This is a genomic window from Microbacterium sp. SORGH_AS_0888 (assembly GCF_030818905.1).
Taxonomy (GTDB): domain Bacteria; phylum Actinomycetota; class Actinomycetes; order Actinomycetales; family Microbacteriaceae; genus Microbacterium.
Genome location: NZ_JAUTAZ010000001.1, coordinates 3,074,178 through 3,095,718, shown reverse-complemented (window position 1 = coordinate 3,095,718; position 21,541 = coordinate 3,074,178). Strand labels below are relative to the sequence as shown.

The 21,541-nt window shown below is 72.7% G+C and carries 20 protein-coding genes and 1 pseudogene; 9 read left to right on the top strand and 12 right to left on the bottom strand.

Annotated elements, in window-relative coordinates; genetic code table 11:
• Window positions 1–219: 219 nt before the first annotated feature.
• The 3 genes from QE381_RS15050 to QE381_RS15040 all read right to left on the bottom strand — a co-directional run bounded on the left by QE381_RS15050 (window position 220) and on the right by QE381_RS15040 (window position 2,644).
• A complete protein-coding gene (locus tag QE381_RS15050; RefSeq protein ID WP_307219457.1) occupies window positions 220–1,014 on the bottom strand; it encodes an IclR family transcriptional regulator in 795 nt (264 codons plus the stop codon).
• A 155-nt stretch (window positions 1,015–1,169) separates the two neighbouring features.
• On the bottom strand, window positions 1,170–1,889 hold the full coding sequence (gene deoD, locus QE381_RS15045; protein ID WP_307219455.1) for a purine-nucleoside phosphorylase: 720 nt from the start codon (window positions 1,887–1,889) through the stop codon (window positions 1,170–1,172).
• Window positions 1,886–2,644 (bottom strand): glutamine amidotransferase, encoded by a 759-nt coding sequence (locus QE381_RS15040; RefSeq protein WP_307219453.1) that lies wholly within the window; start codon window positions 2,642–2,644, stop codon window positions 1,886–1,888. Before QE381_RS15040 ends, deoD begins: the two co-directional genes overlap by 4 nt.
• Window positions 2,645–2,777: 133 nt before the next feature.
• On the opposite strand from QE381_RS15040, the gene QE381_RS15035 reads away from it, so the two are divergent.
• Window positions 2,778–3,749 carry a nucleoside hydrolase gene (locus QE381_RS15035; RefSeq protein ID WP_307219451.1) on the top strand — a complete coding sequence of 324 codons (972 nt, stop codon included), beginning with the start codon at window positions 2,778–2,780 and terminating at the stop codon, window positions 3,747–3,749.
• Window positions 3,750–3,783: 34 nt separating this feature from the next.
• Here the strand turns inward: QE381_RS15035 and QE381_RS15030 are convergent, their stop codons facing one another.
• The gene (locus QE381_RS15030; protein WP_307219449.1) at window positions 3,784–4,665 is read right to left on the bottom strand and encodes a nucleoside hydrolase; all 882 of its coding nucleotides are present in this window, start codon (window positions 4,663–4,665) and stop codon (window positions 3,784–3,786) included.
• A 71-nt stretch (window positions 4,666–4,736) separates the two neighbouring features.
• Here QE381_RS15030 and QE381_RS15025 point away from each other — a divergent pair, with 71 nt between their 5' ends.
• From QE381_RS15025 to QE381_RS15010, 5 genes and pseudogenes are all read left to right on the top strand, one after another.
• Window positions 4,737–5,711: an ADP-ribosylglycohydrolase family protein gene (locus QE381_RS15025; protein ID WP_307219448.1), complete on the top strand. Its 975-nt coding sequence runs from the start codon at window positions 4,737–4,739 to the stop codon at window positions 5,709–5,711.
• Window positions 5,704–6,096: pseudogene (locus tag QE381_RS17960) on the top strand (ADP-ribosylglycohydrolase family protein); the annotation flags it as partial. The gene QE381_RS15025 and the pseudogene QE381_RS17960, both read left to right, overlap by 8 nt.
• Window positions 6,011–6,757, top strand: a complete 747-nt coding sequence (locus QE381_RS15020; protein ID WP_307220562.1) for an ADP-ribosylglycohydrolase family protein — start codon at window positions 6,011–6,013, stop codon at window positions 6,755–6,757. The pseudogene QE381_RS17960 and the gene QE381_RS15020, both read left to right, overlap by 86 nt.
• A complete protein-coding gene (locus QE381_RS15015; RefSeq protein ID WP_307219447.1) occupies window positions 6,754–7,167 on the top strand; it encodes a hypothetical protein in 414 nt (137 codons plus the stop codon). The genes QE381_RS15020 and QE381_RS15015 overlap by 4 nt, the downstream gene beginning before the upstream one ends.
• Window positions 7,119–7,895: a hypothetical protein gene (locus QE381_RS15010; RefSeq protein ID WP_307219445.1), complete on the top strand. Its 777-nt coding sequence runs from the start codon at window positions 7,119–7,121 to the stop codon at window positions 7,893–7,895. The genes QE381_RS15015 and QE381_RS15010 overlap by 49 nt, the downstream gene beginning before the upstream one ends.
• 6 nt (window positions 7,896–7,901) lie before the next feature.
• On the opposite strand, the gene QE381_RS15005 is transcribed toward QE381_RS15010, so the two are convergent.
• The 6 genes from QE381_RS15005 to QE381_RS14980 all read right to left on the bottom strand — a co-directional run bounded on the left by QE381_RS15005 (window position 7,902) and on the right by QE381_RS14980 (window position 14,720).
• Entirely contained in the window at window positions 7,902–8,483 is a 582-nt protein-coding gene (locus tag QE381_RS15005) for a hypothetical protein (RefSeq protein WP_307219443.1), read from the bottom strand.
• Window positions 8,484–8,501: 18 nt separating this feature from the next.
• Window positions 8,502–9,824: an amidohydrolase family protein gene (locus QE381_RS15000; RefSeq protein ID WP_307219441.1), complete on the bottom strand. Its 1,323-nt coding sequence runs from the start codon at window positions 9,822–9,824 to the stop codon at window positions 8,502–8,504.
• Window positions 9,821–11,374: an ABC transporter ATP-binding protein gene (locus QE381_RS14995; protein WP_307219439.1), complete on the bottom strand. Its 1,554-nt coding sequence runs from the start codon at window positions 11,372–11,374 to the stop codon at window positions 9,821–9,823. Before QE381_RS14995 ends, QE381_RS15000 begins: the two co-directional genes overlap by 4 nt.
• A 68-nt stretch (window positions 11,375–11,442) precedes the next feature.
• A complete protein-coding gene (locus QE381_RS14990; RefSeq protein ID WP_307219437.1) occupies window positions 11,443–12,522 on the bottom strand; it encodes a BMP family ABC transporter substrate-binding protein in 1,080 nt (359 codons plus the stop codon).
• A 42-nt stretch (window positions 12,523–12,564) separates the two neighbouring features.
• The gene (locus QE381_RS14985) at window positions 12,565–13,518 is read right to left on the bottom strand and encodes an ABC transporter permease (protein ID WP_307219435.1); all 954 of its coding nucleotides are present in this window, start codon (window positions 13,516–13,518) and stop codon (window positions 12,565–12,567) included.
• Window positions 13,518–14,720, bottom strand: coding sequence for an ABC transporter permease (locus tag QE381_RS14980; protein WP_307219434.1), 1,203 nt, complete (start codon window positions 14,718–14,720; stop codon window positions 13,518–13,520). The genes QE381_RS14985 and QE381_RS14980 overlap by 1 nt, the downstream gene beginning before the upstream one ends.
• 255 nt (window positions 14,721–14,975) lie before the next feature.
• On the opposite strand from QE381_RS14980, the gene QE381_RS14975 reads away from it, so the two are divergent.
• Both QE381_RS14975 and QE381_RS14970 read left to right on the top strand, forming a co-directional pair.
• Window positions 14,976–15,968, top strand: a complete 993-nt coding sequence (locus QE381_RS14975) for a LacI family DNA-binding transcriptional regulator (RefSeq protein ID WP_307219433.1) — start codon at window positions 14,976–14,978, stop codon at window positions 15,966–15,968.
• 10 nt (window positions 15,969–15,978) lie between these two features.
• The gene (locus QE381_RS14970) at window positions 15,979–16,686 is read left to right on the top strand and encodes a hypothetical protein (protein ID WP_307219431.1); all 708 of its coding nucleotides are present in this window, start codon (window positions 15,979–15,981) and stop codon (window positions 16,684–16,686) included.
• Here the strand turns inward: QE381_RS14970 and QE381_RS14965 are convergent.
• Together QE381_RS14965 and QE381_RS14960 are read right to left on the bottom strand one after the other, a co-directional pair.
• Complete coding sequence (locus tag QE381_RS14965; protein ID WP_307219429.1) at window positions 16,672–17,982, bottom strand: nucleotide disphospho-sugar-binding domain-containing protein; 1,311 nt, start codon at window positions 17,980–17,982, stop codon at window positions 16,672–16,674. The two genes, QE381_RS14970 and QE381_RS14965, sit on opposite strands and share 15 nt — an antisense overlap.
• The gene (locus tag QE381_RS14960; protein ID WP_307219427.1) at window positions 17,979–20,117 is read right to left on the bottom strand and encodes a glycosyltransferase; all 2,139 of its coding nucleotides are present in this window, start codon (window positions 20,115–20,117) and stop codon (window positions 17,979–17,981) included. The genes QE381_RS14965 and QE381_RS14960 overlap by 4 nt, the downstream gene beginning before the upstream one ends.
• A 144-nt stretch (window positions 20,118–20,261) precedes the next feature.
• Between QE381_RS14960 and QE381_RS14955 the strand changes: the two genes are divergently transcribed.
• The gene (locus tag QE381_RS14955) at window positions 20,262–21,452 is read left to right on the top strand and encodes a polysaccharide pyruvyl transferase family protein (protein ID WP_307219425.1); all 1,191 of its coding nucleotides are present in this window, start codon (window positions 20,262–20,264) and stop codon (window positions 21,450–21,452) included.
• Window positions 21,453–21,541: the final 89 nt, after the last annotated feature.

Sequence of the window (21,541 nt, the reverse complement as noted above, 5' to 3'; positions counted from 1 at the left end):
TCGTGATCCTTCGACGGGGCGCGCCCGGCGGGCGGGAGCCGTGGCGCATCGGAACGGGGATGTCGCGCGTATGACGCGACATGTTGCGCATTACGCGCGACATGCCGATTTTCATCCCCCCGCAGAGGCAGTGTCAACGCCGACGAGGCGAGCGTCGCGATTCTTCTCTGGACAGAAACATCCGTGACACATCACGGCCATGGAGCCGCGATGGCGAGGTCAGACCGCCGCACCCAGACGGGCGCTCAGCTGCCGAGCATGACGCAGCAGGACCTCGACGAGGTCGGGGAACGCGGTCTCCGGCATCCGAAAGCTGGGAGCGGTGATGCTCAGCGCCGCCACCACGGAGCCGTCGATGCCGAGCACGGGAACCGCCAGCGCGTTCGTGTCGTACTCCCACTCCTCCGCGGCTGCCGCCCACCCACGACGACGCACGAGCTCGAGGTGCTCTTCGAGCGTCGCCGGCACGGTGAGCGTGTTCTCGGTGCACTGCTCCAGCGGCTGCGCGAGCACCTGCCTCACGACCTCCGGCGCGGCGTGGGCCAGCAGCACCTTGCCCGTCGACGTCGCATGCAGCGGGGTCCGCTGACCCACGTACTGGCGCGTGACCGACACCAGCCGGGTCCCGGTCGCCTGCGTCACGTTGACCGCGGCGCCGTTGTCGAGGATCGCGACGTTGCTCGTCTCGTTGAGCTCTGCGGTGAGCTCGTCGCACACGAGCTGCGCGTCCTTGACGATGTCCATGCGCGCGGTGATGCGGCCGGCCAGCCGCAGCACGCCGAAGCCGAGCTGATAGGTGCCCCGCCGCTCCTCCTGCTCGACGAGGTTGCGGGCCTCGAGGGTCGCCAGCAGCCGAAACGCGGTCGAGCGGTGGACGCCGAGACGGCGGGAGATCTCGCTCACTCCGAGCGCGGAGGCGTCCGACAGCATCTCGAGGATCTGGATGGCCCGGTCGACGGACTGCACCGAGCCACCCGATCCGGCGACATCGTCGGCGACGTCTGCGCTGCTCATGCGGGGCTCCTCGGTCTCAGGGATCTCCTCAGCCTACGCGACTGTTGCGCAAGACGCACCGGTGCGGAGCGAAGGCAACAGCAGTGGAGGGCGACACGACGCACGGCGCCCCCTCCCGCGGAGGCACCCTCGATCACCGAGACGGGATCCGCACGTCACCGCTCGCGCGGCTCCCGCAGCGCGGCGAGCGCGAGCGTCAATGCGCCGTCGAACGAGGTCTCGCGATCACTCGCCGACAACGACTCCCCCGTGGCGAGCAGATCCGTCACGGTGAGGACCGTGAGGGTCCGAGCCCCCTCCGCGGCGCCGACCGCGTACAGCCCCGCCGCCTCCATCTCGACCGCGAGCGCTCCGTGCGCGGCGAGCTGGGCGAACCGCTCCGTCGGCGTCGCATAGAAGTGATCGGACGAGAACACCGAGCCGACGTGCACCGGGACGGCGACCGCGGCCTTCGCCGCGACGGCCGCGGCGGCGAGCGAGAAGTCCGGGGCGTGGCTGAACACGACGCCCGGGACCCGCGTCTGCGACATGGCCGAGTCGGTGTGCGCGGCCGTGGCGACGACGACATCGCGCACCGCGACATCCGGGTGGATGCCGCCGGCGGTCCCGACGCGGACGATCGAGCGCACGCCGTAGAAGCGCACGAGCTCGGTCGCGTAGATCGTGATCGAGGGGGCGCCCATGCCGGAGGCCATGACGGTCATCGGCTCGCCCTCGAACAGCCCCGTGAACCCGAGGATGCCGCGCACGTCCGTCACGAGCTCGGGCCTCTCCAGCCGGGTCTCGGCGATGCGCTGCGCACGCCGCGGGTCGCCGGGCATGATCACACGACTCGCGATCTGGCCCTCCCGGGCCGCGATGTGGGGAGTTGTCATGCGATTTCCTCTCGGGACAGCCAGCGGACGATGCGGTCGAACAGGACGGCGTAGCCCGGCCACGCCAGGAAGGCGGGCGGGGCCCAGTGGGGCGCGAGGTCGGACGTGAAGGCGGCGGTGCGTCCCGCCTCCCACTCTCCCACCACGAGCAGCGGATGCGCGTCGACCGTCGCGAGGACCGCGCCCGCGGGGGCGGCGACCACCTGGTTCAGCCCCAGCACGGGCGGCCACTCGCGGTCGAGGCCGGCGACGATCGGATGCGTCGGCTCGCACACCCGCGGCGCCGCGCCGGCCGGCAGCTCGATGCGGTCGTCGCGGTCGAGGACGCCGACCGGGAGCGTCTCGGCGAGGACCGTGTGCGCCCAGCGCGCCTTCGCGTCGATCCCGGAGAAGCTCAGGTACCCGCCCACCATGAGCAGCGCCCCTCCCCGGGCCACGAACTCACGCAGCGCGGCGATCGGGTCCTCGACGACACCGCAGCGGGCGAACACCTCGGCGGGCAGCTGGAAGGTGTTCGCCCCGATGTCGGAGAGGACGACGACATCCGCGATGTCCGCGATCCCGGCCGCCGTGCGGGGGAAGTCGTGTTCGACGCGATGGGCGGGGATGTGGGTCACGACGTGGTCACCCCCGCGGAGTGCGGCGACGAACTCCGCTCCGCCCTCCTCATATGTGGAGGTCGTGAACGAGTCGAAACCCTTCTGATGGATCGAGTGGACGAACCAGGACTCTCCTACGAGCAACACGCGCGCCATGTGACTATGCAAATGCATTTGCACGCACGCCATGAGGCGCGGCTGTTACAGGTCCGTAAACTCTCGGGCGCATCGCCCTGCCGGGCGGGCCTCCGCCGCCGGGCGGGCCGCGCCGTTCAGGTACTCTCGCGAGGTGATTCCTCTCGTGATCGACACCGACACCGCCGCCGACGACTGCTTCGCCCTCCTGGTCGGGATGCTCGACCCGCGCAGCGACCTCAAAGCGGTCACGATGGTCGCCGGCAACGTCGGGTTCGAGCAGCAGGTGCACAACGCGCTGCTCACGATCGCCCTCGCCGGTCGCGCCGGTCAGGTCCCCGTGCACCTGGGCGCCGACCGCCCGCTGCTGCGGGACTGGGTCGACGCCGCCGAGGTGCACGGCGACGGTGTCGGCGGCATCCGACGGCCCGAGGACGGGCAGCAGCCCGAGTCCGAGCATGCCGCACTCGCCCTCATCCGCCTGTCCCGCGAGTACGAGGGCCGCCTGCGGATCGTCGCGATCGGGCCGCTCACCAACATCGCGCTGGCCACCGCGCTCGACCCCGGGTTCGCCGCACGCGTCGAGCGCCTGACCATCATGGGCGGCTCGATCAACGGCCGCGGCAACATCACCCCGGCGGGCGAGTTCAACATCTACGTCGACCCGGAGGCAGCGGCCATCACCCTGCGAGCGGGCTTCCCGGACGTGCGACTGGTCACATGGGATCCGCTGACCCTGCGCGACGCCGTGTTCGACCAGGAGCGGGTGAACGAGATCGCAGCGCTCGGCACGCCGCTCTCACGCTTCTTCGTGCGCGCGAACCAGGCCACGTTCGACTTCGACCTGCAGGCCGGGATCGACGGCTCCACCCACCCCGACTCGCTGTCCGTCGCGCTGTCGCTCGACGTCGAGCTGGGCCAGGAGGACGTGCCCTACCGGGTGGCGGTCGAGACCGACTCCGCGCTCACCCGCGGGGCGACGGTCTTCGACCGGTGGTCGGATGCGCCGAACGCCACCGCCGCGGCCCGGATCGACGGCGAGCGGTTCGCCGCCTACCTGATGGGGATCCTCGCCTCGACCCCGGACACCCCGGAGGCCGTGGTCGCGGCGGTCGACGCCCGCTGAGGCACGCCGGACCCTGCCCAGCGCGCCCGGCGGCTCAGGCCTGCGCGGCGACGACCCCGGCGACGATCGCCTCGGCCACCGCGGCCGTGTCGATGCCGTCGATGTAGCGCACGGTCCCGGCGGGGTCGGGCACGAAGCGGGACACGCCCTCCTCCGGGCCGTCGGCGATCACGGTGACGGTGCCGAACGGCGAGAACGAGAAGAGCTCCGGCCGGGTCATCGCGAGCACCACCACGGGGTCGTGCGGCACGTTCCAGGTCTCGTTCCAGAACGCCCACCACTGATGGATGTCGCGCTCGAGCGCTGCGCCGAGCGGTCCGCTGCGGGCGATCACGCCGAGCTGCTCCTCGCGCATCACGACCCTCCGCGTGGCATCGAGGGATGCCACCGTGGTCGGGATGCCGGCCGCGAACACGCGGTTGGCGGCGGTGACGTCGCTGCGCAGGTTGTGCTCGGGCTCGTCGGTCTCGAAGGCGCCGCCCATGATCCACAGGTGACGCACGCTCGGCGCGAAACGGGCGTCCTGCTCGATCGCCGCCGCGACGTTGGTCAGCGGCCCCACCGCGATGACGTCGACGAGCCCCGGCTCGGCCAGGACGCTCGAGACGAGCACCTCGACGCCGTCGACGTCGGAGACCTGCTCGCGCTCGAGTCGATCATGCAGGGTCCCCTCATGACCGGCCCACCACACCTCGCGTCCGGAGAGCGTGAGCTCCCGCCCGGCGGCCGCGACCAGGGGTCGCCCGGCCAGCGCCGCGTAGCGCGCGGCCAGACGCGCGCGCAGCACGGTGTCGCCGTAGACGGTGGTCACCCCCCGCAGCTCCACCTCGGGCGTGCCGAGGAGCACGGCGAGCGCCAGGGCGTCATCGACATCCGTGCCGAGGTCGGTGTCGAAGAGGACGACGTGTTCGGGCATGCCTCATCATCGCACGATACAAACCGATTTGGAGTATGCTCGCACCAACCCAGCCCGCCGGAGGCTCGCCCATGACGCGCACCGATCGCTCTCGCGCCTCGCTCATCGCGCTCGCGGCCGGCGACGCGCTGGGCGCCCCGACCGAGGGGATGTCGCGTGACGCGATCCGGGAGCGCTACGGCCGGGTGGAGACCTTCCTCACGGCGGACGCCGCCGGCACGGACGACACCGAGTACGCCGTGCTGACGGCGACCGCGGTCCTGCGGCACGGGCACGCGCTCACCTCCGACGACGTCGCCGACCTCTGGCTCGAAGCGCTCGCGGTTCAGGACGGCGGATTCGCCGGAGCCGGCTTCTCCGAGATGGTCGCGCTCGCGGGGCTCTCGGCGGGACTCCGACCGCCCGACACCGGGATCCGCAACTACGAGCGCTGGAGCGACGGCGCCGCGATGCGCGCCGCTCCCCTCGGGCTGCTGTGTCCGGGAGACCCCGTCGAGGCGGCTCGGCTCGCCACGATCGACGCCCGGGTGAGCCATTCCGGCGACGGCATCCTCGGCGCACGCGCCGTCGCGGCGGCCGTCGCCGCCGCCGCGGGCGGCGCGCCCTGGCAGGAGGCGCTCGAGGCCGGCATCGCCAGTATCCCCGAGGACTCGTGGAGCCACCGCATGATCGCGCGCGCGTTCGCGATCGTGGACGCCGCCGGTGACGTGGAGGGGGCCGAACGCGCGCTCTCCGAGGAGCTGCCGCTGCGCCACTATCCGTGGGCGGACGCCGCACCGGAGGCCGTGGCGTTCGCGTTCGCCCTGGTCCGCGCGCACGAGGGCGACCCGGTGCAGTCGGTCCTCGCCGGCGTCAACATGGGTCGGGACTCCGACACGATCGCCGCGATGGCCGGCGCGATCTGCGGCGCCGCCTCGGGCACCTCGGCGCTGCCCGACGACTGGGCCCCTCGCGTCCGCGAGGTCGCAGGGGTCTGCGTCACCGCCACGCGCGGCGCGGACCTGCTCGCGATCGCCGACGACCTGGCGGCGGCCTCCCATGGCTGAGGCAGCTCTGAGCGACCGCGCCCGCGGCGCCCTGCTCGGCCTCGCCGTGGGCGATGCGCTCGGCTACCCCGCGGAGGTGCACCGCTCCGTGCGCGCTCCCTGGGTGCGCGGCAGGCTCTGGGGCGGGAGCGCCGAGCTCGACGCCGAGCGCGTCAGCCGCCCGCTGCTGCCGTTCTCACCGGGCCTGTCGCACACCGCGCCGCTGATCGCGACCGACGACGCCGAGGAGGCGGCCGCGGCCGCGCTGACCCTGCTCGCGGCGACGGACGACGCATCCCTGCTGGTCGGATGGCTCCGCCATCACGCGGGCGACGACGTCTGGCTCGGCGTGGCCGCGCGCAGCGCCGAGCGCAACGCCGCGGCGGGCCTCCGCCCGCCCCACACCGGGAACGACAACCCCGCCGCCCGACGACGACACCGCCGTGCCCGCGGGCGTCGTGTGCGGGCTGGCGCACGCCGGCGATCCGCGGGCGGCGAGCGAGCTGGCCCGACGGTACGCCCGCATCACCCACGCCGGCGACGGAGTCGACGCGGCCGCGGCCATGGCGGCCCTCGTCGCGCGGGTGCTGACCGGAAGCCCGCTGCGCGACGCGGTCGACGCCGGCCGCGGCGAGATCGCGCCGGGGTCGTGGCTCGACGCCGGTCTCGACACGGCGCTGGGTATCGCCGACACCGCGGGCGACCCGTTCGCCGCCGTGCCCTCCCTCATCCGCGCCCTGAGCCCTCGGCTGTACTCGCACGCCTCGACGGCGGCCGAGACGCTGCCCCTCGCCGTGGCCGTCACGCTCCTGACCGATGCCGAGCCGGCGCGCGCGATCCCGCTGTCCTTGACGATCGCCCGCAAAGCCGACTCCGTCCCCGCCTTCGTGGGCGCGCTGTGCGGCGCCGCCCGCGGCCGCGCCGCGTTCGGCCCCGAGTGGGACGCGCTCGACGAGCTCCGCGGCATCCTGCTGCCGACCCTGGAGGGCGTCCGGCTCAGCGCCCTCGCCGACCGCCTTCTCGCCCGCGCGGAACACCCGAACCCCACGGAGGATGTGACCCCATGACCAGCCCGACGACCTGGACCGACCCGGCCGACCCGCTCACGCACCTGCCCAAGGTCTCGCTCCACGACCACCTCGACGGCTCCCTGCGCCCCGAGACCCTGATCGAGCTCGCGAACGCGTCCGGCGTGGCCCTGCCGCGACGGACCCCGGATGAGCTGCAGACGTGGTTCCGCGACTTCGCGATCCTCGAGCCCGGGCGCGACTGGGAGGACCTGTTCGGCCTCAGCACCTCGGTCATGCAGACGGCGGCGCAGCTGCGCCGCGTCGCGCGCGAGTACGTCCACACGCTCGCCGCCGACGGCGTGGTCTACGCCGAGACCCGATGGGCGCCCGAGAAGCACCTGGCCGGCGGCCTGAGCATATGGACGAGGCGGTCGTCGCCGTGCACGACGGGCTGGACGCCGGGATGAGGGATGTCGCCGGCGCGGGCCACCGCGTGACCGTGCGGCAGGTGCTCTCGGTCATGCGCACCGGGGTGAGCGACGACGCGGTCGTCGCGGCCGCCGAGCGTGGCGCGGGGGCGGGAGTGGTCGGGATCGACCTGGCCGGCCACGAGGAGGGCCACCCCGCGCACGCGCACGCTGCGGCGTTCGCCCGCGCGGCACGCGCCGGGCTCCGCCGCACGGTCCACGCGGGGGAGGCGGAGGGCGCCGTCAGCATCGCCGACGCGCTGACGACCTGTGCGGCGGAACGGATCGGGCACGGAGCCCGCCTCGTCGAGGACATCGCCGTCGCAGGCGTGCGCCACGGGGTCCGGGAGGCGGTCGCCGCCTGGCAGCGGCAGGACCGGGATGCGGCGGCGCTGGAGCCCGGCGAGATCGCCACGCGCGTGCGCGATGAACGGATCGTGCTGGAGGTGTGCCCGACGTCGAACTCGAACGGCGGGGTCGTCGACGCGATCGGGCAGCACCCGGTCTCCCTGCTGGCCGCCGCGGGCATCCGCGTGAGCCTGCACCCGGACAACCGGCTGCTGAGCGAGACCAGCGTGAGCCGAGAGATGCGCGTGGTCACCGACACGTTCGGCTGGACCGCCACGCAGCTGCGCCGGGCGACCTTCGACGCCCTGGATGCGGCCTTCGCGCCGGCGGAGCTGCTCGACCGGATCCGCGTCGAGCAGCTCGTGCCGGGGTGGGACTGACGCGGCTCAGGCCCGCCACTGGCCGGCGGCACGGAGCCGCAGGATCTCCTCGCGCACGCTCGTGTCACGGTCCGGCCGCTCGTTCGCGAGCAGGGCGCCGTCGGCCCAGAACCCGTCGACATCGCGGCCGAGCTCCTGGCCCCGCCGCGTGTGGACGTCGAGTGCGTAGTCCGGCACCTCGAACGGCCGGTCGCTCGCGGCGGCGAGGTGCAGCACGAGGTTGGCCCACTCGTCAGAGGTGCGGTCCTTGACGCGCTCGGCCAGGTAGCGGACGGCGTGGACGGCGAAGAGCCACCGGTCCCCGGCGGAGCGCTCCATCCGCTCGTGCATCTGGAAGAGCGCATTGACCACGACGGGCTCGTGGAAGCTGCCGTCTCCGACGTCCTCGCAGGAGATGACGCACAGCCGGGACCACATGACGGCCTCCAGCTCCGCACTGGTCTCGTAGAGCTCGCGCGCGACGAGCAGCGCGAGGCGGAGGTCGCCGCGGCGGATCGACTTCTGGAGCGTCGAGATGAGCTCGTCGGCGGCGTAGCCGCGCACGGTGGTGACGCGGGTCCAGGGATCCTGCTGGTGGGGAACGGGCATGGTCGTCCTCTCGGGATGTCAGTCGGCTGCGGCGACGCGAGCCATGAGGGTGTCGAAGTCGTCCTGCCGCTGCGTGAGCGCCGCGGGCAGATCGATCGTCGTCAGGGCGCCGTCTCGCTTGAGCCAGCGTCCGCCGGTCATGACGTGCGTCGTGTCGAAGCCGACGGCGCCGTACACGAGCGCGGAGTGCACGGACTGCGCGCCGACGGGCCCGCGGTGCAGAGCAGCCGTCGGGAGCGCGATGAGATCGGCGACCGCGCCTTCGCCGATCGTCCCGTCGCCGGGGGCGCCGCCCATCGCCGCGCGTCCGCGCCAGGTGGCCATCCCCAGCAGCTCCACCGGGGTGATCGCGTTGGGGCGCCGCTCCACGAAGGCGGCGAGCTTGCCGAGCGTGCGCATCTCCTCGAACATGTCGGCGTTGTTGTTGCCGCACAGGTTGTCGGTGCCGATCACGACGTTCACCCCGGCGTCCAGGGCGGCGCGGGTGGGCGCCGCATGCGCACCGCTGATCATGGCGACGCTCGCCGCGATCGCGACGCTCGCCGCCGTCCCGGCCAGCAGGGGCAGGTCGTCGACCAGGATGTCGTTGGCGTGGGCGAGGAGCATCGGCACGTCCGTGGCCCCCAGCTCCGTCAGCATCCGCAGCGCCGTGCGCTCGTACCGCTCACGGCAGACGTCGTCCTCCTCCGTCGAGGTCGCGTAGTGCGCGTGCAGGCCGGCGCCGTGGGCACGGGCCATCTCGATCTCGGCCTGCACGGTCTCGAGGCGGTTGTCCACGAAGAACGCGTGCGGACCGATCCAGCGGTCGACGAGCGCGTCCTCCCCCGCCGCGACGAACGCCTCCGCGGCCACGAGGGAGCTGTCGCGGCGGGCGTCGTCGCCCAGATCGACGATGCCGTACGCCACGGTCGCGCGCAGTCCCGACGACTCGATGGCGCCGACGTACGACTCGGCGAACAGGTACTGGTCGGCGAAGGAGGTCGTGCCGCTCCCGATCATCTCGGCGCATCCGACGAGCGCGGAGGCCGCGAGCAGATCGGGCGTGAGGTGCAGCTCCTTCGCCCGGATCGCTCCGAGCCAGCCCTCCCAGGTGAGCAGCGAGTGTCCCTCGGACACCCCGCGCATCAGCATCATCGGGGCGTGCGCATGGGCGTTCACGAGCCCCGGCATGAGCACGCTCGGGCCGAGGTCGACGACGCCGGCTCCGCTCGGCCGGGATCCGCGGACGGCGCCGACCTCGACGATGAGGCCGTCCTCGACGACGACGACACCCGGTTCGAGCACGGTCGCGTCGTGTCCGCCGATCACGACATGGTCGGCGACGAGGGTCGTCCGGCTCATGCCGTGACCGCCGCGCCGTCCTCGCGCGCCTCGTCGATCGTGCGGCCCGCCATGAGCGCCCCGATCTCGACGTTCGAGAGCTCGCCGCGCGCGAACGGGCCGGCGAGCGCTCCGTCGTAGATGACCACGATCCGGTCGGCGAGGGTCATGATCTCCTCGAGCTCGGCCGAGACCAGGAGGATCCCCGCCCCGCGCTCGCGCGCGTCCAGCAGCGACTTGTGCACGAACTCGATGCTGCCGACGTCCAGACCGCGCGTGGGCTGGTTGGCGATGATCACGGCGGGGTCGCCTTCCAGCTCACGGCCGATGACGACCTTCTGGAGGTTGCCGCCGGAGAGGTTGCCGATGACGCGCCGCGGCGACCCGCCGCGCACGATGTAGTCCTCGATGACCTGCGTGGCGAACTCATAGACGGATCGACCGCGCAGGAAGCCCCAGCGCGCGAAACGGCGCGTCCGATAGGCCACCGACACGGCGTTCTCGGCGAGCGTGGCCTGACGGTTGAGGCCAACGTGCATGCGGTCCTCCGCGATGTGCGCGAGCCCGGCGTCGCGGGCGACACGGGGGCCGCGGTTGGTCACCGGGGTGCCGTTGATGACGACGGCTCCCGCGTCGACCTTGCGCAGGCCCGCGATCGCGTCGACGAGGTTCCCCTGGCCGTTGCCGCTGACGCCGGCGACGCCGAGGATCTCGCCGGCGCGCACCGCGAGGTTCACCCCGGTGAGCCCCGAGTCTCCCGCGCTGACCTGGTGGGCGGTGACGTCCTCGACGGCCAGCACGGTCTCTCCGGGCTCCACATCGGCGATCTCCGCACGCAGCAGCACCTCGCGACCGACCATGAGGCGCGCGATCCGCGCCGGTGTCGCCTCGGCGACCGGCATCTCGCCCACCATGTGCCCGCGCCGCATGACCACGATGCGATCGGCCACCGCCATGACCTCCGGCAGCTTGTGGCTGATGAAGACGACCGACGTGCCCATGCTGGCCAGGTGGCGCACCGCGACGATGAGCTCGTCGGCCTCGGCCGGGGTCAGGACGGCGGTGGGCTCGTCGAGGATGAGCAGGCGCGTGTCGCCGGCCAGGGCCTTCAGGATCTCCACGCGCTGCTGCAGCCCGATCGGAAGGGCTGCCACGATGTCGGACGGCTCGAGCGGGAACCCGAGCCGGTCCCCCAGCTCGCGCACGGCCTGTTCGCCCGCTCGGTCATCGACCATGCGGGCGCGGCTCTTCTCCCGTCCGAGCATGACGTTCTGCGCGACGGTGAAGCTGGGCACCAGCGCGAAGTGCTGCTGCACCATGCCGATGCCGTGCGAGATGGCGTCCTGTGATCCTCGGATCTGGACCTCTTCGCCCTCGATGAAGATGCGCCCGGCGTCGGCGGGGAAGGCGCCGAAGAGGAGGTTCATCAGCGTCGTCTTCCCGGTGCCGTTCTCGCCGACGAGCGCCACGACCTCACCGGCACCGACGGTGAGCGAGACGTCCGCGACGGCCAGCACGCCGGACGATGCGAAGTACTTCCGCAGACCCTCGAGTCTCAAGAACTCGGCCATCGCGAACGCTTCCTTTCTCTGGTGCGGAGGTGGTGCCGCAGCCGTGGCTGCGGCACCACCTCCGGGTGCTACTTGCCGAGGCCTGCGCAGGCCGTCGTGTCGGGAGCGTTGAGCGCGTCGCAGACCTGGAAGGATCCGTCGAGGATCGACGCCTTGTACTTCTCGACCAGCGCCTTCGCCGTGGCGATGCTGGAGGAGAGCTCGGGGTGCGCGTCCGCGAAGACCGTCGATCCCTCATCCCAGGACAGGCCGGTCGCGCCCTCGGCGAGACCCACCATCTGCGCGCCCGAGGTGAAGTTGCCCTTCTTTGCCTCGTCGATCATCTTGTACACGCTCGCGTCGACGTGCTTCATCATCGAGGTGATGACGGTGCCGGGAGCGACGTTGTCCTGGTCGCTGTCGACGCCGATCGCGTAGACGCCCTTCTCCTTCGCGGCCTCGATGACGCCGGTACCGGTGCCGCCGGCGACCTGGTAGATCACGTCGGCTCCGTCGCTGATCAGGTCGAGGGCCGTCGCCTTGCCGAGCGACGGGTCGTTGAAGACGAAGTTGAGATAGCTGAGCTGCACGGAGCAGTCGGCGCAGGAGGCGAGGACGCCCTGCTTGTAGGCGTAGGCGAACTGGTTCAGCGCCGGCGAGTCACCGCCGACGACGGCTCCGACCTTCTTGCTCTTGGTCATCGAGCCCGCGACCAGACCGGCGAGGAAGCTGCCCTCGTGGGTGTTGATCGTGTAGATCTCCAGGTTGCTGGGGATGGTCTTGCCCTCGCTCGACTGGTCGGGCATGCCGATCTTCTGGTCGGGGTACTGCTCGGCGATGGAGATCGCCGTGTCCAGCGGCAGCGTGATGCTGAGGATCAGGTCCGGCGAGGTCTGGATCGCCGAGCGCAGCAGCGTCTCACCCTGCGAGGGGTCGGGCGCCTCGATGTGGTTCGTGGTGACTCCCAGCTCGTCCTGCGCCTTCTTCAGCCCCGCGAGCGCCGAGTCGGTGTAGGAGAGGTCTCCGGCCACGCCGCCCACGAGGGTCGCGGTGTAGCCGCCCGAGCTCGCCGACGTTCCGTCGGACGCTCCGCCGGCGCACGCCGTGAGTGCGAGCGCGAGGGCCGCCAGGCCGGCGGTCGCGCCGAGGATCTTTCTGCTGTGGGACATCGATTCTCCTTAGGGTGGGGGTGGTGCGTTCGGGAAGGGGAGTCAGGCGGTCTGGGCGCGCAGGCGGCGACGAGCGCGCTTGGGCATGCCGATCGTCTCGGCACGACGCAGTCCGCGATACCCGACGATGCCGAGCACGATGAGGGTCGCCACCATGGGGATGCCCTGCACGATCGAGTTGGGCAGCGCCGTCGTGCTCTGCAGACGGATCGCGAAGGCGTCCGAGAAGCCGAAGAGCAACGCGGACGGCACGAGGAAGACGGGTCGGTTCACGGCGAGCAGCGCCGCGGTGATCGCGATCCAGCCCGCGCCGTCGGTCATTCCCCGGGCGAACAGGCCCAGCTCGCCGACCGTGAGGAACGCACCGCCGAGCGCTGCGATCGCGCCCGCGCCGACGAGGCTCCAGGTCTGGATCTTCGGCACCGAGAGCCCGGCGCTGAGCGCTGCGACGGGCGACTCGCCCGCGGCCAGCAGGTGGCGGCCGGATCGGAAGCGGAACAGCAGACCGTACGCGATCGCGGCCGCGAAGGCGAGGTAGACGAGCACGTTGTAGCCGCTGAGGAGCGTGCCGAGCACGGGGATGTCGGCGACGACCGGGATCCGGATGTCCTCCAGGATCGTCACGTCGGGCTTCCACACGCCCGTGCCCCCGAAGAAGACGCGCATGAGGTAGACCGACAGCTCGACGAAGAACATGTTCAGCCCGATGGCGAAGATGATCAGATCGACACCGATGCGGTGGGCACCGGCCATGAGCCCGCCGGTGGCCGCCCCCGCCGCCGCGGCGGCCAGCAGGGCGACGACGGGCGATCCGCTCGCGGAGAGGGCGATGAGGCCGACGAAGGCGCCGACCAGCATCTTGGCCTCGATCGCGAGGTTCAGCACACCGGCTCGCGAGCTGAGCGCGGAGGCGATCGCGCCGAACAGGATCGGGGTGGTCAGGCGGATCCCGTTCGAGAACAGCTCCGCGGTGAAGAACGAGGAGAGGAAGTCCATCAGCGCTCGCCTTCTTCCGGTCGGGTGCCGAGCCAAGCCGGCGAGGGAGTGGGATCGGGGTCGTCGTCCGCGGGGCTCTCGGCCTCGGCGAGCCCGACGTCGCCGGGCGGCTCCGCGAGCCGCTGTTGCATCTCACGGGCACCGCGGCGCTTGCTCAGCCACAGCTCGAGGCGGTGCGCGAGCGGCGTCTGCACCGCGACGAGCACGATCATGAGCGCGAGGATGACGGACCCGATCTCGCGCGGGATGCCCATGAGGATCTGCAGACCGTTGATCGCGCCGATCGAGATCGAGGCGAAGACGAAGGCCGCGATCGCCCCGCCGATGACGGTCGTCCCGCCCAGGATCGCCGCGGTCAGCCCGTTGAAGCCCGTGCCGTCCATGAAGCCGTCGATGACGCGGTAGTTCATCCCGAGCACCTGGATGCCGCCGCCGATGCCGGCCAGCGCGCCGCCCAGCGCGGCCGCGCGGATGACGGCGGTGCGCGTGCGCATTCCGGAGTAGCGGGCGAAGACGGGCGCCTCGCCGGCCATCCGCTGCTCGTACCCCCAGGTGCTCCGGCTCATGTAGATGTACGTGAGGACCACGAAGACGAGCGCGAGCACGATGTTCATGCCCACCTTGGTCGTGGTGTCGAAGACGGGCAGCCTCGCGGTCACGTCGATCTGCGGCGTGAAGGACGCGCTTCCGCCGGCGTCGCGCATCGGGTAGTTGACCAGATACGACATCAGCAGGCCGACCATCGAGTTCACGATGATGCTGACGATGAGCTCGTTCGCCCCGAGGAAGACCCGGAACAGCGCCGGCACGATGCCGATCAGCGCACCGGCGACGGCACCGCCGAGCAGCGCGACGATCCAGTGCAGGCCGCTCGGCATCGGGACCATGTAGCCGATCGCGACGGCGGCGAGTCCGCCGACCGCGTACTGCCCCTCCTGCCCGATGCTGAACAGGCCCGCCCGCAGCACCATGACCGCGCCCAGCGTCGTCATGATCAGCGGCGCCGCCGTCGTCAGCACCGTGCCGAAGTTGCAGAACTTCGGCGTGCAGCTGAACGCCGCCTGGCCGATCGCGCCGATCGCGTCGAACGGCGAACGGCCCGAGATCGCGATCAGCACACCGCCGATGATCAGCGCGACCGCCACGGCCACGATCGGGACCGACAGTCGCTGGGCCGAGCGGGCGAGGTCGAGGTCTTTCACGTTCGCCTTCTCCTCATGCCAATCGTTTTGCACTTGATGACTAGTGCGTGTGTGGCTCGATCATAAGAGGCCGCCGCTGACCAATCCGGCCCGGAAACAGCAACTTCATGAGGCGAAACGCAAAGGAAACACCGGCACCGGAAGGCGCGACATCTGGCTGGACATGAGAAGCTGTGATCCTGGCGCAAACGCTTTGCGGACCGGAGTGACGCCAGAGAGAGCGAGCCTGCGTTGCCTCGTACACCACGCCCGACCATGCAGCAGATCGCCCGCATCGCGGGTGTCAGCGTCACGACGGTCTCGCACGTGCTGTCCGGCAACCGACCGGTGAGCCCCCGCACGGCGGACCGTGTGATGGCCGTCATCCGGCAGTACGACTACGTGCCGGTGTCGGCGGCCCGCCGGCTGAAGGTCGGCCACAGCTCCCTCGTCGGTCTCGTCGTGCCGGACCTGACGGTGTCGTACTTCGCCCAGCTCGCGAAGGGCGTCGAGCTGGCCGTCGAGTCCGCCGGGCTCGGCCTGATCATCTGCAGCATGTCGCTGCGCACGCCCCGCCGTCATCTCGACCTCCTCCGCGACGGGACCATGGACGGCCTCGTCCATCTGCCCTTCGCCGCACGCGTCGACGAGGAGATCGCCGCGCTCGCGGGCGACTACCCGGTCGTGATCGCCGACGAGGAGCTGGCCGGGGACACCGGCCTGCCCACCGTGGTCGCCGACAACCTGCAGGGCGGCCGTCTCGTCGGCCGGCACCTGGCGGAACGCGGACACCGCCGTGCGCTCATCGTCGCGGGCCCCGAGACGATGCTGTCCTCGGCGCAGCGCGTCGTCGGGATCAAGGAGCATCTGCCGCAGGCCCTGGTCCTGCGCGGCGACTTCACCGCCGAGGCGGGCTATCGACTGGTCGACGAGGCCCTCGAGAGCGGCTTCGGCTTCACGTGCGTCGCCGCGGGAAACGACGAGCAGGCGTTGGGCGCGATGCGCCGGCTGCGTGCCGCAGGGCTCTCGGTGCCCGGGGACGTCTCGGTGACGGGGTTCGACGACGTCGCCGTCGCCGACGCCATCGGGCTGACGACCGTGCGCCAGCCCGCCCACGATCTCGGCATCCGCGCCGGCGAGCTGCTGCTGCAGCAGATCGCGCGCTTCGATGCCGGCGAGCGGCGCGCCGCCGTGTCCCCCGAGCTCCTCCCCGTCGCGTTCGTCGAACGCAGGACGACCGCCGCCGCGAGGGCACGCGCCGCGCCGTAGGCTGGTGACGATGACACACGCAACGCCCGCGGCCCATCCGGATGGCCCGGTCGAGGTCGTGATCCCCTGGCGACCGGCTCCCTCGCGGCTCGCGCCGTTCGAGCGCGTCCTCGCGTGGTACCGGACGCATCTCCCCGAGGCACACGTGCGCACGGTCGACACGGCGGACGACGTGTTCGTGCTCGCCGGCTGCCGCAACAGGGCGATGCGCACGGCCGCCCCGGACGCGGTCGTCGTCATCGGCGACGCCGACACCCTCCCCGAGGTCGCGCCCCTGCGCGCCGCGATCCGCGCCGCGCGGACGAGCGGCCTCGTCCAGCTGCCGTACGAGGAGTACCGGTGGCTGGGCGCCACCGGCTCCGCCGAGCTGGCCGCGGGCACGCCTCCCGCTCGATGCGCTCCGGAGCAGATCGTCCGCGGTGCGTGCTCGGGCGTCTACGTCACGACCGCCGACACCTGGTTCGCCCACGGCGGCCAGGATGAGACGTTCCGCGGCTGGGGCTTCGAGGACGCCGCGTGGTACCTCGCTCACGAGACGCTCCTGGGTGCACCCCCGCAGCGTCACCCCGGCCGCGTGTACGCGCTGCATCACGTGCCGGAGCGCCGCGAGGGTCCCGACTACGACGCCAACGCCGCGCGGATGGCCAGGTACCGGGACGCGGCGGGCGACCCCGCGGCGATGGCCGCCCTGGTCGGCATCCCGTCAGTCCGGATCTGACCCGCCCGTGAGCGCTGCGTAGGCGCGGTCCGCGCCGGGCCGGCGTGCGGCGTCGTCGCGCAGCCGTTCCAGCAGCGCGCGCCCGGGACCGGCGAGCGGGAGCCGATCGCGCACGGCGTCCGCGATCGCGCGCACGTCCGCCCGGTTCGGGTCGAGGGCGACGCCGGTCCCCGTGCGCTCGAGGGCGGCCGCCCCGGCGAACTGGTCGGTCGAGAACGGGAGCACGACGATCGGCACGCCGCAGGCGAGCGCCTCGGTGACCGAGTTGTTGCCGCCGTGCGTCACGGCGACCGCGGCCTGCGCGAGCAGCGCGACCTGCGGGAGCGTCTCGCGCACGAGCCAGTCCTCCGGGAGCGGACCCCCGAGCTCGCCGATCGTGCTGGCCCCCGTCGCCACCGCCGCACGCACCCCGAGCGCCCGCAGCGCGGCCACGACCCGGGAGAGGACATCGGCGCGCACCGAGAGGAAGCTGCCGAAGCTGACGTACACGAACGGCTCCGGCCGCTCCAGCCAGGCCGCGACATCCGCGGGCACGCTCTCCGCGCGCAGGGCGGAGCCGAGGAACACGTGCGGCGGGAGCACGCGCCCGTCGCCGTCGGCGAGCTCTTCCGGGTAGTTGTAGAGCACGGTGCCGCCGCGCACCGCGAACGCGTCCGCGACCGGCTTCGTCCCGGCGTCGAGCGCGGATGCCGCGGCGTTCCACTGGGCGGTGAACCCGGTCGCGACGCGGTCGCACAGCGCGCGCAGCGCCGCCAGCTCATCCGCCCCGGGCTGGAAGGCGGCGGGCCAGTACGGCGGGAGGCCGTAGACCTCCTCCCCCACCGGGAGAGCGGTGGGATGCCCGAGCACGACGTCGCCGTAGCCGATCCCCGCCGTGTGGAGCGCGAGCCGCGCGCTGAAGGCGAGGTGGTCGACGAGGATGTGCTCCGGCCGCAGCCGGTCGACGATCTCGAGCGTGCGGCGCGCACGGTCCACCGGCTCCCACATGAGGTCGGTGAGCCGTTCCTGCGCCTGATAGCGGAGGGTGGGCACCATGCCCTCGCGGGTCGCGGCGAAGAACCCGGCGAGGGACGAGGCTTCTGCCGCCGCCTGCTCGTCCGTGCGCATGACGCCCCCGTTCGCCCCGCGCCCGAGGGAGAGCTCGACGCGGCGCATCCCGGCACCGGCGACGATCGCATCGGTCGCCGGGCCCGTCGCGACCACGACGTCCTCCCCCGCGGCCTGCCACGCCGCGGCGAACGTCACGAGCGGAAGCAGGTGCGAGGCGTAGTCGGGGCTGATGACGAGCAGCGTCATGAGGGCAGCACCGCCGCGCGGGCCAGCCGCGCGTCCCGGAGCGCGACCGTGCCGTAGAGAGGCGCGAGGGTGGCCGCCATCGCCTGGACCGTGAACCGCTCCGCCACCATCGCGTGCGCCCGCGCCGCCGCCCCGGAGTCCGCCTCCGCGGCGCGATCGAGCGCGGCCTGCATCGCCGCCGCCAGCCGGGTCCGGTCCCAGGTGGCCGCGAGGAACCCGGTGTCGCCGGAGTCGACGTAGGTCGCCGGGCCCCCGCCGTCCGGGGCGACCACGACGAGCCCGGTCGCCATCGCCTCGAGCACGGCGAGCCCGAACTCCTCCTTCACGCTCGCGCACACGTAGGCGCCGGCGGGCGCGATCCGCCCCGGAAGACCGAACCGCGCGGCGGCGAGCCACTCCGCCGCCACCGCGTTGGGACGGTGACCCGCGAGGATCAGACCGCGTGCGGCCCGCTCGGCGGCGGGCACGACATCCTCGATCAGCGCCAGCTGCTCGCTCTCGTCCGCCGAGGGATGCCGCAGGTCGCCCCCGACGATGAGCAGGTTCGCGTGGGCGGACACGGGCGAGTCCGCCCACGCGGCCGCAAGCGTCGCCATGCCCTTGACCCGGTGCAGGCGGCCGACGCTCACGAGCAGCGGCAGCCCGCGCCGATCCTCGTCGAGGCCCGCGACGAGGTCGGCGAGCTCGCCGATCGCCGGGGAGGGCGTACCGCCGTCGGCGGCGTCCTGCGCGGCGCGCACGGCACGGTCGATCGCCGTCATGTCGACCCCTTCGGCCACGACCGTGTGCCGCTCCTCGTGGACCCGGATGTCGACACCGACCAGTCGGCGCATGTCCTCCGCGAGCGTCGGGCGCGGGAACAGCACGGTGTGCTCGGCGGACGCCGCGAGCGACTGCACCAGTCGCGCGCGGAACCAGAAGTGCTCGCGCAGATCGGCCTCGCCGAAGCCCGTCCGCGAGAGGGTGCCGGCATCCTCCATCGACTGGATGACGCTGTGCGGGTCGGGCGCGAGCGTGAACACGATCGGGATGCCGAGCTCGCGCGCCACGTCCGCGGCGGCGAGCGATCCGACATCCGCCATGCGCAGGTGGAGCACGTCGACCCGGCCCGCGGCGCGCAGCATGCGCCGGATCCCGCGGCGCGCGGTCACGCGCAGCGGCCACGCCGCGGCCGACGCCACGGGGGATGCGGCCAGCGGGACGTGCCCGAACAGGTGGCCCGCGCGGGCAGCGGAGACATCCAGCAGGTCGGCCGTCGTCTGCTCGACGGTGCCGCGCGCGAGCGTGATGACACGGCCGACGGTGTGCGAGGAGTCCGAGACGAGCGCGTCGCCCAGTCGGACGAGCAGCGTCGCGATCCCGCCGTTGTCACCGGCTCCGACCGAGCTGAGCGCAGGGTCGAGATCGGCGTGCAGGAACAGCTGAGCGATCGTGAGGCCCTCCGCGCCGACGTCGTCCTGCGCCGGCCGTGGCGGATCGAGATCGATCAGCGCCAGCCGGGCGAGGGCACCGAGGCGTCCCCCGCGGGCGACGAGGTCTTCGAGCACCGCCTCGACGCCGGGCGATCCCTGACGCTGGCCGAGGGCCGCGACAGCGGCCTCGCGCACAGCGGGACTCTGGGCGTCGTCGCGTGCCAGGGCGAGCAGCGGCCGGGTCGCGAGGGGCTGTCGCACGAGGCCCAGCGTCTCGACGAGCCGCGCGCGCCGATCCGGCTCGGACACGCCGATCAGGGCGGACTCGACGGCGACGGCGAGCATCTCGCCCGCGCGCACGGACCACTCCTCCAGCGTGCGCTGGGCGAGCATGCCGGTGAAGCCGCCGTCGGAGACCATGCCGAGCAGGTGCGCGACGGCATCCGGGCGGGGCATCATCGCGCCGAGCGCCCACGCCGCGTGCTCCCGGACGAACGCGCGCGCATCCGTCAGCAGTGCGACGAGCGTCCGCGCCGCCTGCTCGTCGGGCATCTCGGCGAGGGCGTGCACGGCGGCGACCACGACCACCTCGTCATCGCCGGCGAGCGCGGCGACGAGATGGCGCAACGGCCGCACGCCGGGGTCGCGGCCGGCCTCGAACGCCAGCTCGTCCGCCCGCCGAAGCGCATCGACGATCGTCCGCGCCGAGACGAGCGAGTCCATCGCGCGTCTGAATCCCCATGGCCCCGCTCCTCCGACTTCCGTGACGTGCCGAGGATACGCACCCCGTGTGAAAGAGCGGCTAGCGTTGAGCGTCGCCCCTTCGCCCAGTACGATCCACTCGCCCACGCCCTCGGGAGGCCCTTCGTGACCATCCTCGCCATCGGCGACATCGGCGCGGTGGACGGCATGTTCCACATCGGCGACGAGGCGATGTTCGACGCGGCCGTGCAGGAGCTGACCTCACGCGGCGCCTCGATCGTGGGCCTCTCCTCGGCGCCCGCCGAGTCCGCCGAGCGGTACGGCACGCCGATGCTGCCTCGGCTGGGCTTCGCCGGCCTCGATCGCACGGCCCTGTCAGCTCGCCGCGCCCGGATCCTCGCGGCCGCACGCGGCGAGGTCGCGCTGGCGCCCGATGACCCCGCGCGGGCGGTGATCGAGGCCCTGGACTCCGTCTCGGGACTGCTGCACGCGGGAGGCGGCAATCTGGCCTCGCGGTGGCCCGTGCACCTGTTCGAACGGGCCACGCTGACCGAGCTCGCCGTCGCCCGTGGGCTGCCGGTCGTCTTCACCGGCCAGACGCTCGGCCCCGACCTCCTCGGCGACGACGAGGCTCTCCTGCGCACCGCCGTCGCGGCGGCCACCCGATTCGGGGCGCGCGAGCCCACGACCCACGCGCTCGTGACGGGCTGGGGGCGCGCGGCACGGCTCGGGGTCGACGACGCCTCGTTCCTCTCCCCCGCCGCCCCGCCCGAGGCTCCGCCGGGTGTGCTCGTGAGCCTGTCGGGCTGGTACGGAGGGGTCGCCCAGGAGGACGGGGATGCCGCGATCGCCCGCCTCGTCGACGCCGCCGCCGCGATCACGGGCGGCCCGGTGGTCTTCCACGCCCACTTCGGCGCGCTGGAGGCCGGTCCCCGCACGGCCCGCGGAGACGAGCGGGTGCACGACCGCATCCGGGCCCTGCTGACGACCGCATCCGATGCCGCCCCGACCGGCGACACCGCGTCCGCTGTCGCGCTGGCGCAGCACGCGGGGCTGCTGATCACCTCGCGCTACCACCCTGCGGTGTTCGCCGCGCCGGCCGGGACCCCCGTCCTCGCCCTCGCCACGGACGACTACACGAGGATCAAGCTCGACGGCGTCCTCGGGCACTGGGACGGCCACCGGCCCGTCGACCTGGCGTCGCTGACCGGGCGCGATGCGGATCCCGCCGCGATCTGCGCGCACGTCGAGGCCGAACGGACACGGATCGCCGACCGCGCGCGCGAGCGCATCGACGCGCACCGGGCACGGGCCGCGACCTGGTGGGACGACGTCGCGGCCGTGCTCACCCGCTGACCTCGCACGGACGCCTCCCCGCGACCCCTAGACTGGTCGCGCATCGAGGCTCCGCTCCCACCGAGCGGGGCCTGTTCTCTGCCCCCGGA